The following is a 20,257-nucleotide window of genomic DNA, read 5'->3' on the forward strand; positions in this document are numbered from 1 at the left end:
TAAAACATAAACCGTATAACCACTCAATTTTTATGAACCTGCACAACACAACACCCAACATGAACTTTCGAAACCTTGCCGCATCGCTGCTCCTGGGTGGAGCGCTGCTGTTGTCGGCCTGCGCCGGCAAAAAGGAAACCGCCGAACATCACCACGAAGGCCACGACACCGCAGCCGCGAAAACCGAGACGGCTGCCGCACCGGCCGGTCCGCAGTATGCTGTGGATGCCGCTTTTCAGCAACAACTGTCGACGGTGTTTGCCGCCTATGTGAAATTGAAAGACGCCTTTGTGTCGACCGACGCCGCCAAGGTGAAAACGGAAGCGGCGGCCACGGCCCAGGCGCTGGCAGCCGTTGACATGAAATTGGTTACAGATGCTGCACACCACGATTGGATGAGTTATCTTCAGGGTCTGGAGGCATCCCTGAAACAGATCCAGGGCACCGGCGACATCGAAGCCCAACGCAGGGCGTTCAAGAGTCTGTCGGACGTGTTCTACAAAGCCATTAAGGCCTATGGTTTGGGAGGCACGGCGGCGTTCTACGAATACTGTCCCATGGCGTTCAACAACGAAGGTGCATTCTGGCTCAGCGATCAGGAAGCCATTCGCAATCCCTACTTTGGCGACAAGATGCTGACGTGTGGCGAAGTGAAAGAAAAGATGCCATAGTTTTTTAGTACCGAAAACTTAACTCTGGAGAAATCCGGAACCCCAATCATAAACTCAATAACTCAAAACGATTCACCTATGAAAACAACACTCATCCTGCTCGCGACGCTTTGTCTGAGCCTCTCGTCTTTTGCACAGGCACCCACCTTTGCCGACAAAAACCTGGGCGATGCCTATCAACAGTATGTGAAAGTGAAAGATGCGTTGGTCGCCTCGAAGAGCGCCGATGTGAAAACTACGGCGGCCACACTGCAAAAAACACTGGCCACCGTGTCGAACGGAAAAGCGGCTGCCGCCGAGGCCCTGAAAGTTTCTTCGGGCGCCACACTCGACGATCAGCGCAAAGCCTTCTCGACGTTGAGCAATGAAATGGCCACGCTGGTGAAGGCCGGCAAACTTTCGGCCGGCACCCTGTATGTTGACTATTGCCCCATGGCCAACAACAACGCCGGTGCCTTCTGGCTCTCGAACGACAAGGACATCAAGAATCCCTATTTTGGCGACAAGATGCTGCACTGCGGCATGGTGAAGGAGACCTTGAAATAGATGACCAAATCGTTATTGCTCCGCAAAGCACACCGCTATCTCGGACTCTTCATCGGCATTCAATTTTTAGGCTGGACCATCAGCGGCTTGTACTTCAGCTGGAACAACATCGACAACGTGCACGGCGACCACCTCCGAAAACCCGCCCGCTACCTGGCCGGTGGGGTGGAGGTGGTGCCGCCGTCGGCGGCCATCCGAAACCTGGCCGCCACACAGGCGGTCGATTCGCTGCACTCGGTGCAGTTGATCAGCCTGCTGGGCAAGCCGGTCTACCAGCTTCAATACTTTTCAGGCCATGTGGGCGAGGGCATGCACCTGCATGTGCACCACGCGCTGGCCGACGCCACCACGGGCGCGCTACTGCCTGCACTCAACGAAGCCCAGGCGGTGGCCGTGGCGCGTGAGAACCTCGTGGCCGGTGCCAAGGTTGCATCGGTTCAATATCTGGCCAGCACCGATCCCAAACACGAGTATCGCGAGAAGCCTTTGCCGGCGTGGGCCGTGTCGTTTTCCGAACCGGCCTGCACGGCCTATGTGAGCGCCGAGTTGGGAACCTTGCAAGCCGTGCGTCACGATCAATGGCGCGCGTTCGATTTTCTGTGGATGTTTCACACCATGGACTATGCCACCAAAGACAATTTCAACAACGTGCTGCTCAAGATTTTTTCATTGGCAGGACTTGTCACCGTGGTTTCGGGGTTCGCGTTGTTCATTGTTTCGTCGCGCACGCTGAAACGCATCACCCGTTGGGGATAACCAGACGACGCGACGCAGAGAAATCTCATTCCAAAGAAATCCCACCAGGGGTCGCATTGCGTATGTGATCCTGGGTGGGATTCTTCACTGGAAAAATCTGCCGGGTTTGCGCCATTTTTTATATCTGGGTGAAATGTATTTCAGGCGACATTATGCCGCAAACCAAACGGAGACGATTAGCGTTTTGAATGTAAACCAACAAAAAGTCATGCAACGATTCATGTTTATTGTGAGTGTCGCCCTGTTTGCGGCCTGCACGGGCAACGGCCAGAACCGGGCGGCCGAAAAAGCGAAGATTGCGAAAGACACGGCCAAAGTGATTGAGCGCACCGACGCAGAATGGCGGAAGATTCTCACCTCCGAGCAATATCACGTGCTCCGCGAAAAAGGAACCGACGCGCCCTACATGGGCGAATATTACCTGCACCACGAAAAGGGTGTGTATACCTGTTCGGGCTGTGGCACCGAGCTGTTCACGTCCGATATGAAGTTTGATTCAAATTGCGGCTGGCCCAGCTTCGACAAGGAGATTGCCGGCAACAAGATCATCAAAATAGAAGACCGCTCGCATGGCATGTTGCGCACCGAGATTGTGTGCGCGCGCTGCGGAGCCCACCTTGGCCACTTGTTCGACGACGGCCCCACACTCACCGGCAAACGCTATTGCGTGAATTCGACGTCGTTGAATTTTGAGTCGGCACCGAAGAAGAAAAAATGATAACATCGCCATGCGATGGGAGAGGGATGCCTGACAGGCATCCCTTTTTTTTTGAACTCCTGAACCGCGTCATGCGCCTGTAGGCTTATGGCCTGCTTTGCCTTTGAATGTGCCGCTTTTTTATATACCTTGACCGCGTGTTGACTCCCCACTACACTTTCAAAATACCGGTTCTTGCATGAAGCTACACTTACGCACACCTCTCCGTTATCAGGGAATTTTTGCACTGCTATTCATCCTCTTTTCACAGCACGCGAGCCTCGCGCAGTCGTATGACTCGTTGCTCTATTCAGCCGATTCTTCAAAGACCTATAAAGCCACGGTGGTTCCCTATAAGGACCAGCTGATGATTTACAAAACACCCAAGCCGTTTTCGTTTATCTGGCAAGTGCCCAAAACCATCGGCTGGTCGGCCAAGGACGCGTTCCGGAAAAAGGCCTTGCCGGCGTGGGGAATTATTGCGGCCACCACCTTGATTTTTATTCCGCTCGATCACCACATGCAGCGGGGCGTGCAGAATTTTTGCGACTACACCAGCATCAGTCCCGACACCGAATACAAAACACTGATCGGCTTCAAGCTTGGCTCGAAGGATGTGCCGGTCTATCAGCTTCCGCAGAATGTGAACACGGCGTTCTATTCCATCGGCGAAGGGTTCACCAGTGTGGCCATTTCGGGGGGGCTTTGGGTCTATGGCAAGATCAAGCGCGATCGCCGCTCGGTGTCTACGGCCAGCCAGATATTGCAGGTGCAGTTCACGGTGGGTGTGCTCACGCAGGCCATCAAGCGCATCACGGGTCGCGAGAGCCCGTTCATGGCCACGTCGCCCACCGGTGTGTGGCGTCCGCTGCCGGGATTCAAAGAATTTACAAACAACACTCCGAAATACGACGCGTTTCCTTCGGGCCACATTGCCACCATGATGGCCACTGTGACCGTGCTGGCCGACAACTATCCGGAGAAGCGCTGGATCAGACCGGTTGGCTACACCCTGATGACACTGGTGGGCGCTGCTATGGTGAACAACGGCGTGCACTGGGTGAGCGACTATCCGCTGGCCATTGGCATCGGCTATGTGTGTGCCAAGGCCACCGTGAAGATGAACCGGCTGGTGCAATACCGCCCGGAACGCAGACGCTAGCGTCGAAGCCTGATTTTCGAAATCCAAAAACTTCGCGTCGTTTCGTTCGCCCGACAGCCGGTGGGCAGATTGGTTTACCGGGGTAGCTTCCTTATCTTTCGGGAATGGTGTGTGATGGCTTCGGTTTTTTTTGCCGGCCGGATCGCCTGATTATTTTGTTCAAGCTATTTTTTACATGATTACAACATTTTTTAAGGATGGCCGCGCCTCGAAATATCTCTACGGACGCTTCGGATTGGCCATTGTGCTGGTGCTCCTGCTGGTGAGCATTTCGTTTCTGACACGTCTTGTGTTTTTGATGTATTCGTGGCCCGATGTGGCGGCCTCGTTCGGAAATTTGCTCGGCATCTTTTTCCTGGGATTATTTTTCGACCTGATCAACAGCGCCTACTTTGTGATTCCGGTGATGCTCTACCTGTGGCTGATTCCGCAGCGCGTGTATGGCAAGCGATGGCACCGCGTGGTGCTGATGGTGCTGCTCACGTTCTTCACGTTTCTGTTGCTGTTCAACGCCGTGGCCGAATGGTTTTTCTGGGAAGAGTTTAATACGCGCTTCAATTTTATTGCGGTTGATTATCTGGTCTATACCAACGAGGTGTTGGGCAACATTCAGCAGTCATATCCCATCGGCGCCATTGTGGGGGCATTGGTGGTGGTTTGCGGATTAATTCTCTATCCATTGTGGCACATTGTGAAGCGGCTGCCGGCAGCAGAGCCTGTGCGCTTCCGGAAACGGAGCACGGTGTTTCTGGCCTATGCTGTGTTGCCCGTGTTGTTTTTCTTTAGCGTGAACAGCAAGTATCACCAGTTCAGCAGCAATGCGTTTGTGAACGAGTTGGCCGGCAACGGCATGTATGAACTGTTTGCCGCCTACCTGAACAACGAACTCAACTATGATCAGTTCTACGCCACCATCCCGCAAGACAAAGCCTTTGCCGAACTGCGCGACATGATCAAAACACCCGAAGCCACATTTGTGACCAACGACCCCTTCGACATTCGCCGCCGCATTGTGCACACCGGCGAAGAGAAGAAGCTGAACGTGGTCATGATTTCGGTAGAAAGCCTGAGCGGCGAATTTCTCACGGCCTTTGGCAGCACGGTGAACATCACACCGTTCATGGATTCGCTGGCGCAACACAGCCTGTTCTTCACCAACCTCTATGCTACGGGCACACGCACCGTGCGCGGGTTGGAAGCGCTGTCGCTTTGCGTGCCGCCCACACCGGGGCAGTCTATTGTGCGCCGGCCCCACAACGAAAATCTTTTTTCGCTGGGCAAAGTGTTTGAAGAGAAGGGCTATGAGTCAAAATACATCTATGGCGGCTACGGCTACTTCGACAACATGAACTACTTCTTTGCCAACAACGGCTACACCGTGGTGGACCGAAGCGAGCTGGCCGATACAGAAATTGACTATGAAAACATTTGGGGCGTGGCCGACGAAAACCTGTTTACGCTGGCCCTGCGCGAGATCGACAAAACGGTGAAGAGCAACACGCCCGCGTTTGCGCACATCATGACCACCTCGAACCACCGGCCTTATACGTATCCGGAAGGAAGAATTGATATTCCGTCGCACACCGGCCGCGAGGGCGCCGTGAAGTATACCGACTATGCCATTGGCGATTTTATTAAGCGCGCGCGTCACAAGCCGTGGTTCGACAGCACCATCTTTGTGGTTGTGGCCGACCATTGTGCGTCGAGTGCGGGAAAAACAGAACTGCCCATCAACAAGTATCACATTCCGTTGCTCATTTATTCGCCTGCCAACATTGCGCCCGCAAAGATGGAACGCCTCATGAGCCAGATCGACCTTGGGCCGACGTTGCTGGGATTGCTGAACTTCAGCTATGAGAGCAAGTTTTATGGCTACGACATTTTTCAACTTGAGCCCGGCCGCGAGCGCGTGTTCATCAGCACGTATCAGAACCTCGGTTTTATTCGCGACAGCAAGATGGTGGTGTTATCGCCACAGCGAAAACAGGAGACTTTCAACATCACGTTTGGCAGCGACTCGGTGACGCGCACCAACGACGACAAGGCCCTGGCCGCCCAAGCCATTTCGTGGTATCAGGCCGCGAGCTATGCGTTTCGCGAAGGGTTGATGAAGTAGATGAAAATTCTGAACGCCTGGTTTACTAAGCGGAACACCGTTTAGTTAAGCGCCCACGTCATGCTGACCGCCATGGTTTTGTTGCCATAGGTAGGCATGATGACGGGTGCATTCTTTTTCTTTCCCCATTTGTTTTTGTGCGTGAGGTAGACCAGGTTGGTAGACAGGATGCCTACACCTGCACCGGCCACCACGTCGGTGATCCAGTGGCGGTTGTTCATGACCCGTAATGCTCCGACGCCCGTGGCGGCTGTGTAGGCCAGCACGCTATAGAGCGGATGTCTTTTACCGTATTCCTTGTGCAGGAATGTGGCGGCAACAAACGCTGTGGCGGTGTGGCCCGAAGGAAACGAATTGAGCGCGCCCGAGTCGGGACGCGGCACCTTGGTGATGGTTTTGATAGGGAAGACGATGGCCGCCATGAGCAACTCGGACTTGACGAGCAACACCGTTTGGTTGAGCACGTCGTGTTCGCCTTTCACTTTAAGGAGGTCGAGCACATAGACGGCGGCCGCGGGGCCGTACTGCAAAAAGTTGTCGATCGACGTGTGGAAGTCGGGCATGTGTTCGTCGCGCTCTTCTTTTATTTTATAGCGTTCCAGCACCACCGCATCTTTGGTTCCCAGGGCACCCATGGCGATGAACAACGAAGGCACGGCCACGGCCCGCGTGAGATTGCGTTTGAAGAACGGAGGCGCTATGCGCGGCTCTTCCGGCAACGACATGGCCGGCAGCGTGCGGAAGTTCACAGGCATGGCCTCGGCGAGCGACCGCGGTGTGGCAAACGAAATCCGAAACGGCGACGCTTGCTGCTCGCGAAACTCCACGGCTTGTCGTTCAACATCCGTGCGCGACGACCGCACAATTTGTGAAGGGTAGAATGAACGGGATGTGCCCGGGTGTGCCACCTGTGTGAGATAATGCTGGGCGTCTTGCTGAGCGCATGCAGGCCTAAAAAAACAAGCCGCCACCAGCGCGGGGAAAAGTATTTTCATTAAAAAAATGTTATCCAAAAAAGTCTGCACAACGAAATCATTCCATCAACATTCGGGGGCCGCCTTACACCAGCGTTATGCATCTCTAAAGTACAATTTTTTCGATGATATGTACATTGACCGGTGCGCGATTCTTTGGAAAAAGGTACACCGGTCAGGGAATGTTTGACAACGCAGATGACGCCGTATACAACAGAGGATGATTGTGCAGTTTCAGATAAAGCCGTGCATCAATAATACATGTTTGAACGTGGGCTTTTATCGGAGATACCGCGCTGTTGTCCGGATTTTTTTGTCGTGCTGCGCCACTGCAGAATTTTTGCAGTGAGGGCCGGTAGCTTGTGGTGAATTTCAAAAACCACAACATCACATGAAACAATTTTGCTTGATGGGTTTGCTGCTGCTGGCTCTTGGCCCGGTGCACAGCCAAACGTATCGCTGGACCTGGAAGGGCGGCTCAAAGAATTTTGAAACGTCGCCCACCTGGGGCGTGCGCGGTGTGGCATCGGCCACCAACACGCCGGGTGCCCGGCAGGAGGCCCTGACCTGGACCACACCCGACGGTGCGTTCTGGCTGTGGGGCGGAAGAATAAAACAGAATTTATATAGCGACCTCTGGCGTTTCGATGCCACCACCGGATGGTGGACCTGGATGAACGGACCCAGCGGACTGAACGCCGCCGGGACCTATGGAAACCTGCGCGTTGAAACTCCAGGCACAAATCCCGGCGCGCGACGCGGCGCCGTGGGTTGGGTGGACGACCAGGGAAACCTGTGGATGTTTGGTGGCCGCGGCAAAGCCTCGCTCGATGTGGACCCCGCAAAACAGGAGGGCTACCTGAACGATGTCTGGAAATATGTGCCGGCACAAAATCAGTGGGTGTGGATGGCCGGTGCCAAGCGCGCCAACGAAATCAGAATACTGGGCAATGGCAACGGCGGCGAACCCGGTGGCCGCATCGGATGCACCGCGTGGAAGGGCAAAGACGGAAATTTCTATTTGTTTGGCGGCGGCTGGGCCGATGGCTGGGCGTTGCCCAACGTGTTTTATAACGACCTGTGGCGCTATGACCAGACGCGCAATGTGTGGATGTGGCAATGGGGCGATCCGCCGCAACGCAACTGGGGCGATTATGGAACGCTGGGTGTGGAAGCTCCCTGTTCCGGAAATGCATCAGGCCCCTGCAACCTGCCTCCCAAACAGACAAACGCAACGGGGTGGACAGACGCCGAAGGCAACCTCTGGTTTTTCGGCGGCGAACCCAATGGCAACCCGTTGTTCTCGCAATACACCACGCACCTGTGGCGCTATCGGCCAACGTCTAAACGCTGGACCTGGATGGGTGGCCAGGCCGCCGACGTGCGCACCAAACTGGAAGGGCAATATGGCACACGCGGTGTGGCCTCGACCAACAACCTGCCCATGGCGCGCTCGCGCGCAGCCACCTGGACCGACGCCACCGGCAACCTCTGGCTGTTTGGCGGCGATGTGCTGGGCACCTATGGCAACGATGTGTGGAAGCTGGATGCGAAAACACTGGAGTGGACGTGGGTGGCCGGCGCAAATCTGAACGTGACCTCCGAACCGCTGGCTGTGTTTGGAACACTGAACACAACTGCCGACACCAACCAACCCGGCGCACGCACCGGCGCGGCCACTTGGGTGGATGCAAAAGGCAACCTGTGGATCTATGGTGGCGCCGGTCTGGGTGAAACGTCGTTTGCCTACGGCACACTGTCGGACCTGTGGATGCTGGATGCCGCCACGCCGATTGTTACACCACCACCAACACCACCCGTGACGCCACCGGTCACACCGCCCACGACACCACCTACTGACCCCGGCACGGTGACTGCGACGGAAGAAATGGAACAGCAAAGGATTCACATGTTTCCCAATCCGGTTAGTGAGGGAAATCTTGTGCTGGAACAAATGCCGCGTGAGGTGCGTGTGGAGGTGATGAATATTGATGGCGCAATGGTGTGGCAGCGCGAGGCAAGCGTGGTGGAGGAAGTGGTGGTGCAGGGATGGCCCGCGGGCGTGTATTGTGTTCGTGTGAAGGCGCGGGGTGAGGTGATTTATGTTGCGCGGTTTGTGAAACGGTAGAGGGGAAAGTCGGAGACTTTGAAGATCAGGGGCGCGGGTCGCAGACCCGCGCCAGGTTAGTGGAGGGCTTCTTTCTTTTTGGAATAGACGGCGTTTAGCCTACGGGTGAAGTTGTCCATTTCCTGGGAGACCACCTTGATGTAGTTGATGTATTCCAGCAGTTGGTCGTGGTTGGGCTTTTCCATTTCGATGACGGATGTCAGGCCCAGCATGGTGGCAACGGGGCGGCGGAGCACGTGTGAAATGTCGTGGGTGATTTGTTCGAGGGCTTCTTCGTAGGCCTTGCGGTTTGAGATGTCCTGGAAGGTGCCATACCAGAGTACGTTGCCGTTTTGCATTTTCTCGGGCTTGGCCTTGGCCCAATACCACGACGTTTTGTTTGGGTCCGCTTCGGTCATTCTGAATTCCACACTTATGTCTGAAAGATTTTTGTAGGATTGGTCTATGGCGCTTCGGACTTTGGCTTTGTCGTCGGCGTGCATAAGGTCCATGATCGAGACGGTTTTGCTTTTGATGGCGTCGGGGGTGAGCAGGGGGTTTAGGGAAGTGATGCCGTTGCTTATGAAATGAAAAAAGAAATCGCCGGTCTCGTTCATTTCAAATTGGTAGATGCAGCCCGGTGCCTGGTCGGTCAGTTTTTTTAGCAACACGGCGCTCGATTCAATTTGCTCTTCCTGATCGTGCAGGAGTTTTCGGGCGTTGAGAATGTCCATCACTTTTTTGGCCAGCAGTTGAAGGGCGCGCTTTTGTTCTTCGGAGATTTCGCGTGTTTTGTCGTCGATGACGCAGAGTGTTCCCAGCACGTTTCCTTTTGGCGTCTCCAGCGGTGCGCCTGCATAGAACCGGATGTTGGGTGTGCCGGTGACGTAGCGATTGTTTTTGAACCGTTCGTCGTTTAGCGGATCGTTGACTACCAGCAATTCTTTTGGTTTTGTTAATGCGTGTTGACAAAACGAGTCCGAACGGAGCGTTTCCTTGTCGTCGAGACCTTTCACGGCTTTGAACCATTGCCGTTTGTCGTCGATGAAGGTGATGAGTGAAATGGGAGTGCCACAGATGGCGGACGCAATGTCGACGAGATCGTCAAGGCCCTTTTCAGGAGGCGTGTCTAAAATGTGGTACTCAAGTAGATCGATAAGGCGCGAATGCTCATCCATAACTTTATTGTGACAACAGTTGTGAAAAACGACAACATTAATTTAAAAGTTATTTGGAAGAATATCCACTAAAAATCCTGAATTTATTGCCGCGTCAGAGGCTTGGTGATAGTGATGTTGAAAACTTATAGCTTAATAAATATGAAGCTGATCGATTTAATAGAGTACCTAATCAATCCCGAAAAATTAAAAGTGTTGTATGAAAATGAAAAGTTAAGTGCAGACTCAGAAGGTTTGTTAGCATACATGCAGGAAAGATTGAGCCTTGATTCCGAGATTGTTTTTTTTAAGATTGAAGAAACTGAGGATATGGTTTATGAACACGGCGGAGTGCGCTATGTACAGTTTTTTCCAATTGACTATGCGGTTGAACTTGTTCGAATCTGATCTGGCGTTGAAGGGAAAAGGATATACGAATCTACAAATAGCAGAGCGGTTGCTGCACTACAGAATTTATGATGCTTAACAGTTTGTATTTGGGAATTGTAATCATTTAGATCATCATACTGAAAGCTTCTGAAAAGATTATCAAAGAATGACCACGCCAGTTCAGCAATTCTTAGATGTCTTCGCTAACAACAGACGTTTTTCGTTGCCATGCGCTGATCAAAGTTGCGTGAGCGCGCGGGTTGAAATTTCGCCGATGTTCAATTAGAAGGAGAGTGTGCGTGAGCGATGGGAACGGCACCCCACAGCAGGGTGGGATGTGTGTGGCGCGAGGAGTATAGTGGACAGCGCGGCCGCCAACTGGCGGACACGCTCTGAAATAAAAAATCCGGCTTCGGGCCGGATCTTTTTTATCGAGTTAATATTATTTCTTAATCCACTTTTTCAATACACCCTGCGATCCCATTCTCACATGGATAAGATACAACCCCGCCGGCCACGTGGAGGTGTCGATCGCGGTGCTTAACGTGGGCGTGTCCTTTAGCAGCGACTGGGGTGCCATCACATCCTGGCCCAGCATGGACTGGGTGTGCAGGGTTACCTGGCCCGCATAGTCGTTGGCGATGGTGAGGTTGAGGCGGGTGGTGCCGGGGTTGGGGTGGAGTTGGATGGAGGCGTTGAGGTCGGCGCGCTCGGTGGGCGTGGGGGTGCCACTCACGTATACCGTGGCCGTTGCGTTGGGGTGGCAGAGTTCGAGGCCGGAGCCAGTGACGGTGTAGGTGGTGGTGCGCACGGGGTTGACGGTGAGTTGCGGACCGAGCACATCGCTGATGGTGTTGTCGCTGGAACTCCAGGAGAAGATGCTGGCGCCGCGGCCGTTGAGGATGACCTGTTCGCCCGGCTCGATGAGCAGCTTGGACGACGACACCTGCACCGAGGGGTTAGCGCCCACAATGGGCACGATGTTGAGGGCCACGTTGGCACCAAAGGCGATGGTCATGGAGCGCCACTCGCCGTTGTCGTCCTGCACCCACGAGGTGGAGTTGGTGGCTTCGTTGTTGGCCGAGGTGATGACGGCGAGTTTATAGCCCGCGTCGTTCACAATTTCGATGCCCACGTGGAAGGGTTTGCCAAAGGCTGCGGGTGTTTCGCGGTCGAGGGTCACTTCGGTGAAGCGGTTGTTGGCGATGTCGTCCTGCACTTGTTTGAGCAGGAGTTCTTTGCGTTCGAGCACGGCGCCGGGTCCGCTTTGGTAGCCCAGCGCATTCCAGACGGTGACGTTGATGGTGGCGTCTTCGCTGAGGGATTCGAGATGACCGAATTTGATTTTGACGCCGCTGATGTATTTATAGCCACACGTGTTGTTGAACAGTTCGGAGTAGGCCTTGGCTTTGGTGCTGTTGGTGCCGGCGAGGTAGCCGGTGTAGGCGCCGAAGTCGGCCGCGTCGAGCACAGTGGGTGTGTATTCGGGTTTGAAGTTGGAGAAGCTGGAGCAGAGGCCTTCAGACGACACGGTGATGTAGCCAGCCACCTCCAGGGTGTCGGCCCATCCGATTTTGTTTTTGGCGCTGTGCCACACCTTGTAGACACCGGCCACGTTGTAGCGGATCTTGGGGTTGGCTTCGGTTGAGGAGGCCGGGTCGCCGCCTTCGAACTTCCAGTAGTATTGTGTGGGGAAGTTGGTAGACAGGTCGGTGAAACGCACTTCGCTGCCCGACAGCACACAATTTGTTTTGTCGGCAATGAAGCTGACCACCGGCGGGTCGGTGACGTTGGGCGGCGCGCAGAGCGAACCTTGTGCATAGAGCGCTTTGCGTCGTGGACTAACGGACAACACGGCGCGGATGCGTGCCTTCTGGCCGATGGTGAAGATGTTCATGCAGTCGTCGTCGGTGTAGTCCATGTAGTTTTGGGGCATGAGCAGGTTCACGTTGTCGCAGCTGAGCTTGGTGGTGGGGCAGCCTCTGTTGGGACCCTGGGCAGGCGGTGTGTCGTCTACAAAGTCGGTGGCGCAGGAGCCGTCGCCCCAGATGTGGCGCAGGCCGAGCCAGTGGCCGGTTTCATGGCTGAGGGTGCGGCCTTTGTTGTAGGGTGGCGACATGATGGGGAAGCTTCCTTTCTGAGCCGAGCCGAAGGATGTGTATTGAATGACCACGCCGTCGGTTTTGTCGGAGCCGCCCACGTCGTTGAGACCGGAGAGGCCCGACTGGTCGGGGAATTGCGCATAGCCCAGGAGGTTGGCATCTTCGCCGCCGAACTTGAGGGTCCACACGTTGAAAAATTTGGCGGAGTTCCAGATGGTTGTGGGCTTGAGCGAGTTGTCGATCTGTGCGCGTGTCCAGGTGTCCTGGCCGCCGTTGTAGCGGTGGATGCCAGGTTCGGTGAGGAGGTTGCCCTGCTCGTCTACAGGCGAGAGGCAGAATTCAATTTCGATGTCGGCACCCACGGGGCTTGTGTTGAAGCCGTTGGTGCCCGCCTTGCGGCGGAAGTCTTCGTTGAGCACTTCGATCTGCGATTTTATCTGGGCCTGGCTCAGGTTCATGCCCGTGCCCACGGCTTCGCCTTTGTGCACCACGTGCACGATGATGGGGATGGTGATGAGTTCAGCCTGGGGGCGGCCGTTGGGACTCTGGTGTTGAAATTCTTTCATCTTGGCCTGGATGGCCTGCTCCAGGTCGTCGAAGTTTTTGCGTTCGGGATAGCGCCGTTTGTTGATGCTGTCCTGTTCCATGGTTGCGCACTGGCGGATCGATGTCTGGGCCAGGCCGGAACCGAGGGCTGCGGTGAGGAATGCTATTGTCAAAAAAACGCCACGTGTCATGCCTTGTCGTTAGTTAGAATTGGTAGCCTTGAAAACCATGCGATAGCTACTGGTATTATTTTCGTCGAGGAAGATTTCGATCTCCATTTGCGAGTCGTCAACATTGCGCACAAAGTAGGGGAGGCGCACATCGGCCAGCACCGGAAACACAAACGACAGCGTGGCGTTGGCATTGGAAAAACTCCAGGTGTCGGTGAGGTAGACCTGCGGGTCGCCGGGTTTGCAGGTGGTTGCGCCTTCGAGCACTTCGAATGTTTTTTGTGGATCGGCGTGAAAGGTGTAGAGGTCGTCGGCCGCGCAGGCGCCCAGCGCCTGGCGGAGGTCGGCTTCATTGAAGTTCACATCGCCCTTGCCGTCTTCTTTGATGGTGAGGCGCGTGAGCTTCCACGAGCGGCTGCTTTCGCCGGTGAACACCTGCGTGTAGGTATAGGGTTTGGGCTTCAGCTCTTCGTTGCAGGCCGAAGCCAGCAGCAGCAGGGCCAGCGATTGCAATATGGTGTAGCATGTTTTCATTTCGCGTTGGTTTAGTCCCGTACGAGCTTAAATGAAAATTCGGGTTGCCCCTTATAGTCCACCAGCTTCACCTTCATGTTGATTTCGCGCGTGAGCGGATTCACAAAGCCGGAGCCGTTAATGGTGGCCGAGTCGGCCAGCAGGGTTGTTTCTTCTTGGTCGGGAATGGTGAGCGTGTTGTCGCCGTTGTCGACAAAGGTGAGGTCGCGCTCGCGGGAGAATTGAAACACACCGATGTCCCAGTTAGACAAGGTGTAGGTTTCGCAGTCGGTGCTCACAATCGAGATGCCGGTGACGGGCACCGTCAATTCGTTTTTGATGCCGGAATAGGAACCGCCCAGAATGCAATCGTCCTGGATGGTGAGCATAAATTTTTTGCCGATGGTGCTACCGGCCTGTCCCACCTGAATCTCGTCGTTGCTGGTGGTGTTGAGGGTGAACACCAGGTTTTGGGAGCGGAGAATGTTGTTGGCATTGTTGATGAGTTGCACGGTGATGTAGCCAAAGCTGTTTTGCTTGGCGATCTTCACCACGCCCCGTGTGCCCACAATGGTGTAGTCGATGCCTTCGCGTGCCGTGCCGCTCACGGTGTAGGTGGCCGTGATGTCGTCGGCGAGTTGAGGGCCCACGAGGTGCACTTCTACCTGCAGGGGTTTGCTATAGCTTTCTTTCAGCACCTGCACGGTGTCGGAGAACCGCACGTGGTAGGGGCCTTCGAAAATGACCCGTTCGGTTTCACAACTCCACACCAGCGCGGCGAGCGCCACCAGGGTCAAACACAAATTCCGTATCGTCGTGTTGCGCATCATAGTTAGTAGCCGGGATTTTGATTGCCGACCAAAGCCGGGTTGTTTTGAATTTCACGCTGGGGCACAGGCCACAGTTCATATTTCGATTGCCAGTTGGGCGACGCTGCGGCCATCACGGCGGAGGCGCGGCCGGTGCGCACCAGGTCGTACCAGCGATGGCCTTCGAAGGCGAGTTCATAGCGGCGCTCGTTTTCAATGAGCTGTATCATCTGCGATTTGGTGACGGCGCCGATCTGTGGTGCTTTGGCGCGTGCCCGCAACACATTGATGTCGGTTTGTGCTGTGTTGTCGCCGGTCACCTTGTCTTGCTGCGCGCGGGCTTCGGCGCGGATCAGATACATTTCGCCCAGCCGGAAGAATATCACGTTGTTGTTGTCCTGGTCGGCGGTGCCATATTTGGCTACAGACCAGCCGTTGTCGTTTCCTTTCAGGTTGTCGGCATTGAAGCTGATGGAGCTGAAGCGGTCGCCCGACTCGTCTGACGCCAGCGCCACAACGGTGGGGTTAGACGGAATGATTTCGCGCCGGCCCACAAACAGGTTGTTGAGGCCGATGTTGCCGTTGGTGCCGGGATCATCAGTGAGTGTGTAGGCGGCTTCGAGGATGGACTCCGCAGGAAAATCGCGGGTGACCACATTCACAAAAGCCGTGTCGAGCGAATATTGTTTGGAGGTGATGACCTGTGTGGCAAATTTTTCGGCGTCGGCCCAGTTTTCCTGGTAGAGATGAAAGCGTGCCAGGGCGGCTTGCACGGCATACTCTCCGGCAAACCCTGTGTTGACAGGTTTTGTAGGAAGTTTGCCCAGCGCGGCGGTGTAGTCGGCCAGCACAAACGCCAGGATTTCGTCGCGCGAGGTGCGACCGATGTTCCGGTTGTCGTCAATGGCCGTGGTGGTGACCAGGGGCACGGCGCCAAACGAATAGGCCGCGATGAAGTAGGCATAGCCGCGCAGAAAGTGAGCCGTGGCCATCACCTTGTCGCGCTGCGAGGTGGGCACGCCTTCCACTTTGGGGAGCCGCTCGAGAATGAAGTTGGCGATATACACTGCCTGATAGATCGAAGACCACAGCGTGGCCACCGATGCGTTGGCCGACGTGATTTGTTTTGTTCCCAACTCCTGATACTGTGTGAACGTGCCGTTGTTGATGAGCATGTCGGCCGTGGCGTCGCCGGCGATGACCGTTGCCGGGGCGATGGTGCGGAAGGCGTTGTATAGACCGATCTCCACGTTGTTTACATCAGCCGGTTCGTTCAGCACCACGTCGTCGGTGAGGATGTCGACGGGCTTGGGTTCAAGCGTGTCTTTGCAGGCGGGCAGGAGGCCGATGCAGAGCGCTGTCGTGAAGAGGATGCGGTATAGATTTTTCATCGGAGTGCAGCGTTAATACCCACAGAGAGCGTGCGCACTTGCGGTAGGGTGAAAAAGTCGATGCCTTGCGAGGCCGTGGAGCCGTCGAGCGTGCTCACTTCCGGATCGCCGCCGCTATACTTGGTGTAGGTCCACAGGTTTGTGGCAGAGGCAAACACGCGCACGCGTTCCATGTGAAGCCGCGCCGTGAGGTTTGGCGGAAGCGTGTAGCCAAAGCTGAGGCTCTTGAGGCGCAGATACGATCCGTCTTCGAGGAAGCGGCTGCTGTGCAGATTGTTGTAGGTGTTGCTCAGCTCATAGCGCGGCACGTCGGTGATGTCGCCGGGTTTTTGCCAGCGTCGCAGGGCTTCTACCAGCTGGTTGTTCTGAATGTCTTGTCCTGAATTGACCAGCGTTTCTTTTGAGAAGTTGAGCACCTTGTTGCCCAGCGACCATTGAAAGAACACCGACAGGTCGAAGCGGCCATAGTTGAATTTGTTGGTGATGCCGCCAATGAGTTTGGGTTGGGCATTGCCAATGACCACGGCATCGCTATTGGTGATTTTGCCGTCGTGGTTCACGTCGTCGTAGATGGCGTTGCCGGTGCCGGGGTCCACGCCCAGAAAGCGCAGGCCGGTGAAGGTACCCAGCGGCTGGCCAACCTGCAGCACGTTGGTGCCGTCCACACCGTTGGCCTGGTAGCCAGTGTAGACGGGGATGGAGTCGGCCAGGAACAGGATCTTGTTCAGGTTGCGCGACAGGTTGATGATGGTGGTCCACTTCAGCTGTTTGTCGATGTTCACGGTGGTGAGTCCCAGTTCAACTCCTTTGTTTTCCAGCTCGGCAATGTTGTCGAACACGCTGGTGAAACCGGTGGTGGAAGGATAGGGGCGGGCAAACAAGAGGTCTGATGTTTTATTGTAGTAGCCGTCGGCCGTGAGCTGGATGCGTCCTTCGAGCAGCGACACGTCGAGGCCCACGTTGAGTTCGCGGGTGGACTCCCACTTCAGGTAGGGGTTTCCGATTTTTTCAGGACTCACACCCGAGTTGCCGTTGTAGGTGGCGGCGCTCCAGGTGCCCAGGAATTGATAGTTGGTGATGCGCTCGTTGCCCGTGAGGCCGGCGCTGATGCGCAGTTTCAGGTCATTCACAACCTCATGGATAGGCGATGCTGTGAAGAAGCTTTCTTCCGAAATCCGCCAGGCGGCCGACACAGAGGGGAAATAGCCAAACCGGTTTCCAGGTCCAAAGTGCGACGATCCATCGCGGCGCATGCCGAGGGTGAGGAGGTATTTGTCTGCGTAGTCGTATTTCACTTCACCAAACAAAGAGAAGAGGCCCGATTGCGCTTTGAACGAAGTGCCCTGGTCGACAATGCCGGCCGAGGTGATGTAGGTGAAGTCGTCGCTGGGGAAAATGCGGCCCTGCACACTGCTGTTGCGCGAGTTGGTGCGGATTATCTCTGTGCCCAGCAAAGCCGACAGGTGATGTTTTTCGTTGAGGGTTTTGTTGTAGGACAGCGTGGCGTTGGAGATGAACGACGAGTTTGTGGTGGTGCTATAAACACCATAGCCTTTGCCGCCCACGCTTTCGAGCACACCGCCTATGGCCGTTTGAGTAGACTCATATTGATCTTCTTCCACGCCGTTATAGTCGATGCCCGCCTGCACACGGAAGAGCAGCTCCTTGCTGAATTCGTAGCGAAGGTTCACGTTGCCAAGAATTTTTGTGGTGAACGCATCGAACCGCGGCAACAACGCCTGGCCCACAGGGTTGAAGTTGGGAAAGCCTCCATACAGTGCCGATCCTGGGCCAACGATCCTGCCGTTTTCGTCATAGGGTGTATAGTAGGGGAGACTTTTCACGGCGCCGGAATACACCCCGTCGAGGAAGTTGTCGCCCTTCACGCGGTTGTTGATGGAGCGCGCCAGGGTGAGGTTGGTGCCCAGTGTAAGTTTGGGGTTGAGCTTCTGTTCGATGTTCATGACCCCCGACAGGCGGCGGAAGCGGTTGTTGAGTTGCACACCCTGTTCGTCGCGATAGCTGCCGCTGAGATAGTAGGTGGTGTTGTCGCTGCCACCCGAAGCCGACATCTGGTATTGTTGCATGATGCCCGTGCGAAGCACCGCGTCCTGCCAGTTGGTGTTCACGGCGTCGGTCACGCCGGGGATCAGACCAAGGCCATCGGGATTTTTGCCGGCGTTGCGCACGGCTTCACGTTGCAGCTCCAGCAATTGCGTGGAGTTGAGCAGGTCTATTTTTTTGGTGATGTCAACAATGCCGCGTTGAATGTCGAACGTGATAGACGATTTGGCTTTGCGGCCGCGTTTGGTGGTGATGAGCACCACGCCGTTGGCTGCGCGCGAGCCATACATGGCTTTTGCCGAAGCGTCTTTCAGCAACTGCCAGCTTTCGATGTCGCCGGGAGGAATGAGCGCGAGGGCGTTGTCGTCCTGGCCGCCAAAGTCGCGCTGCGATAAGGCACCAACCTGAACCGGCACACCATCGATGATGTAGAGCGGGCGGTTGGAGGCGTTGATGGAGGTGCTGCCGCGGATGCGCACCGCGATGCCGCCACCGGGTGTGCCCGACGATTGCACCACCTGCACGCCGGCCACTTGCCCTTGCAGCGCCTGGTCGACACCGGTGATGGAAATGTCTTTAATGTTATCGGCTTTCAGTGTAGCCACCGAACCCGTGATGTCTCTTTTCTGAACGGACGAGTAGCCAATCACCACCACTTCGGTGAGTTCGGTCGATTCTTCTAGTAACAGAATGTTGAGCCTGGTTTGGCCGGCGTAAACAATCTCCTGGGTTTGATAGCCCACAAACGAAAACACGAGGGTGGCGCCGGGAGGAACCTGCAACGAAAATTTGCCCTCAATGTCGGTGATGGCGCCGTCGGACGTGCCTTTGATCACCACACTCACGCCGGGCAGGCCGTCGGTTTCCGTGGAAGAGGTCACCAGGCCCGTCACAAGCTGTCCTTGTGCAAGGGTGAGGGAGGAAAGCAATATGAAGAAAATGCCCGGTAAAAATCTTCGCATAGGGTATGGTTAGACTAGTATTCTAAAATTAAAAATTAAAGGTTAAACAACAAGGTTAGGATGGAGAAAGAACGCTGGAATGGACAGATTTAAAGATCAATGCCGCAAATGCGTAGCGCAAACTCAGGTGTTGATGAATTTCACCATGTCGTCGCGTTGTTTTTCGGACGGCAGTCGCCCCAGGCCTGCGCCGAGGTTGTCGAGCATGTGTTGAGGTTTTGAAGTGCCGGGTATCACGCAAGTTACGGCAGGATGCGAGAGGATGAATTTCAGAAAAAATTGTCCCCAGCTGTGGCAGTTAAATTCTTCGGCCCACAGCGGCGGCACTTTTCCCTTCACACGCTGAAACAGCGCGCCTTCTTCGAACGGCTGGTTGACCAGCACGGAGATTTTCTTTTCCTGCGCCAGTGGAAACAAGCGGTCGGCGGCCTTGCGGCTGAGCAGCGAATAGTTTACCTGGATGAAATCCAACGGTTCGCGCAACATGACCTGCTCCATGGCGTCGTAGGCGCTTTCGGTGTAGTGTGTGATGCCGATATAGCGAACCCGGCCTTGTTCTTTCCAGCCGCGCAGGGTTTTGAGATGCGTTTGCCAGTCGACCAGGTTGTGGATTTGCATGAGGTCGATCTTCTGGCGCCGCAGCAGGGCGAACGACTGGTTCATTTGTGCGATGCCTTCGCGTTCGCCACGCGTCCACACTTTGGTGGCCACAAAAAGTTTGCTGGCCAGGTTGAGTTCGGATGAAAGATCGCCCACCACTTTTTCGGACTGGCCATACATGGGCGAGCTGTCAATGACACTGCCGCCGTTTTCGACCAGGGTTTTCAGCACAGCTTTCAGGGGTTCGCGTTCGGGTGTGATGTCACCCACGTCAAAGGTTTGCCAGGTGCCCACACCCACGGCGGGCAGCCATTCAGACGTGCCCAGTATGGGTCGCTGCAAGAGGTTGTCTTCCATAAATTTCCACCCCGAAGAGAGGGAAAGTAAACCTAATGCAGAAAGTTGTTGAAGCCAAGTTCTCCGGTCCATACGGTCTTTTTTTTGAATGTAGTCGAAGACCGTCGCGCGCGGGCATGACCTTGCGCGACGAAGTTTTTTTGAACACCTGTTCCGGTAAGTAAAGT

16 protein-coding genes are annotated in these 20,257 nt (G+C 55.2%); 8 read left to right on the forward strand and 8 right to left on the reverse strand.

The window, feature by feature from the left end; all coding sequences use genetic code 11:
• Window positions 1-32 precede the first annotated feature (32 nt).
• The 6 genes from JI741_RS28715 (at window position 33) to JI741_RS28740 (ending at window position 5,948) form a co-directional block, all read left to right on the forward strand.
• Window positions 33-671 (forward strand): DUF3347 domain-containing protein, encoded by a 639-nt coding sequence (locus tag JI741_RS28715; RefSeq protein ID WP_202015596.1) that lies wholly within the window; start codon window positions 33-35, stop codon window positions 669-671.
• Window positions 672-749: 78 nt separating this feature from the next.
• Window positions 750-1,217: a DUF3347 domain-containing protein gene (locus JI741_RS28720; protein ID WP_202015597.1), complete on the forward strand. Its 468-nt coding sequence runs from the start codon at window positions 750-752 to the stop codon at window positions 1,215-1,217.
• Window positions 1,218-1,973 (forward strand): PepSY domain-containing protein, encoded by a 756-nt coding sequence (locus JI741_RS28725; RefSeq protein WP_202015598.1) that lies wholly within the window; start codon window positions 1,218-1,220, stop codon window positions 1,971-1,973.
• 208 nt (window positions 1,974-2,181) lie between these two features.
• Window positions 2,182-2,691, forward strand: coding sequence for a peptide-methionine (R)-S-oxide reductase MsrB (gene msrB, locus JI741_RS28730; RefSeq protein WP_236676324.1), 510 nt, complete (start codon window positions 2,182-2,184; stop codon window positions 2,689-2,691).
• Window positions 2,692-2,869: 178 nt separating this feature from the next.
• Complete coding sequence (locus tag JI741_RS28735; protein ID WP_202015600.1) at window positions 2,870-3,832, forward strand: phosphatase PAP2 family protein; 963 nt, start codon at window positions 2,870-2,872, stop codon at window positions 3,830-3,832.
• Window positions 3,833-4,007: 175 nt separating this feature from the next.
• Window positions 4,008-5,948, forward strand: a complete 1,941-nt coding sequence (locus JI741_RS28740; RefSeq protein WP_202015602.1) for an LTA synthase family protein — start codon at window positions 4,008-4,010, stop codon at window positions 5,946-5,948.
• A gap of 41 nt (window positions 5,949-5,989) precedes the next feature.
• On the opposite strand, the gene JI741_RS28745 is transcribed toward JI741_RS28740, so the two are convergent.
• The gene (locus tag JI741_RS28745; protein WP_202015604.1) at window positions 5,990-6,943 is read right to left on the reverse strand and encodes a phosphatase PAP2 family protein; all 954 of its coding nucleotides are present in this window, start codon (window positions 6,941-6,943) and stop codon (window positions 5,990-5,992) included.
• Between the two features lie 370 nt (window positions 6,944-7,313).
• On the opposite strand from JI741_RS28745, the gene JI741_RS28750 reads away from it, so the two are divergent.
• Window positions 7,314-9,050: a T9SS type A sorting domain-containing protein gene (locus JI741_RS28750; protein ID WP_202015605.1), complete on the forward strand. Its 1,737-nt coding sequence runs from the start codon at window positions 7,314-7,316 to the stop codon at window positions 9,048-9,050.
• A gap of 56 nt (window positions 9,051-9,106) precedes the next feature.
• On the opposite strand, the gene JI741_RS28755 is transcribed toward JI741_RS28750, so the two are convergent.
• Window positions 9,107-10,207: a GAF domain-containing protein gene (locus JI741_RS28755; protein WP_202015606.1), complete on the reverse strand. Its 1,101-nt coding sequence runs from the start codon at window positions 10,205-10,207 to the stop codon at window positions 9,107-9,109.
• A 141-nt stretch (window positions 10,208-10,348) separates the two neighbouring features.
• Between JI741_RS28755 and JI741_RS28760 the strand changes: the two genes are divergently transcribed.
• On the forward strand, window positions 10,349-10,594 hold the full coding sequence (locus JI741_RS28760; RefSeq protein ID WP_202015607.1) for a hypothetical protein: 246 nt from the start codon (window positions 10,349-10,351) through the stop codon (window positions 10,592-10,594).
• Between the two features lie 424 nt (window positions 10,595-11,018).
• On the opposite strand, the gene JI741_RS28765 is transcribed toward JI741_RS28760, so the two are convergent.
• The 6 genes from JI741_RS28765 to JI741_RS28790 form a co-directional block, all read right to left on the reverse strand.
• Window positions 11,019-13,415, reverse strand: coding sequence for a M43 family zinc metalloprotease (locus tag JI741_RS28765; protein WP_202015608.1), 2,397 nt, complete (start codon window positions 13,413-13,415; stop codon window positions 11,019-11,021).
• A 9-nt stretch (window positions 13,416-13,424) separates the two neighbouring features.
• Window positions 13,425-13,928 carry a DOMON domain-containing protein gene (locus tag JI741_RS28770; protein ID WP_202015609.1) on the reverse strand — a complete coding sequence of 168 codons (504 nt, stop codon included), beginning with the start codon at window positions 13,926-13,928 and terminating at the stop codon, window positions 13,425-13,427.
• An 11-nt stretch (window positions 13,929-13,939) separates the two neighbouring features.
• Window positions 13,940-14,737 (reverse strand): hypothetical protein, encoded by a 798-nt coding sequence (locus tag JI741_RS28775; protein WP_202015610.1) that lies wholly within the window; start codon window positions 14,735-14,737, stop codon window positions 13,940-13,942.
• A 2-nt stretch (window positions 14,738-14,739) separates the two neighbouring features.
• Entirely contained in the window at window positions 14,740-16,107 is a 1,368-nt protein-coding gene (locus tag JI741_RS28780; RefSeq protein WP_202015611.1) for a RagB/SusD family nutrient uptake outer membrane protein, read from the reverse strand.
• Window positions 16,104-19,133 carry a SusC/RagA family TonB-linked outer membrane protein gene (locus JI741_RS28785; RefSeq protein WP_202015613.1) on the reverse strand — a complete coding sequence of 1,010 codons (3,030 nt, stop codon included), beginning with the start codon at window positions 19,131-19,133 and terminating at the stop codon, window positions 16,104-16,106. Before JI741_RS28785 ends, JI741_RS28780 begins: the two co-directional genes overlap by 4 nt.
• A gap of 123 nt (window positions 19,134-19,256) precedes the next feature.
• Complete coding sequence (locus JI741_RS28790) at window positions 19,257-20,162, reverse strand: aldo/keto reductase (RefSeq protein ID WP_202015614.1); 906 nt, start codon at window positions 20,160-20,162, stop codon at window positions 19,257-19,259.
• Window positions 20,163-20,257 lie beyond the last annotated feature (95 nt).

This window comes from Chryseolinea lacunae, assembly GCF_016735595.1.
GTDB lineage: Bacteria > Bacteroidota > Bacteroidia > Cytophagales > Cyclobacteriaceae > Chryseolinea > Chryseolinea lacunae.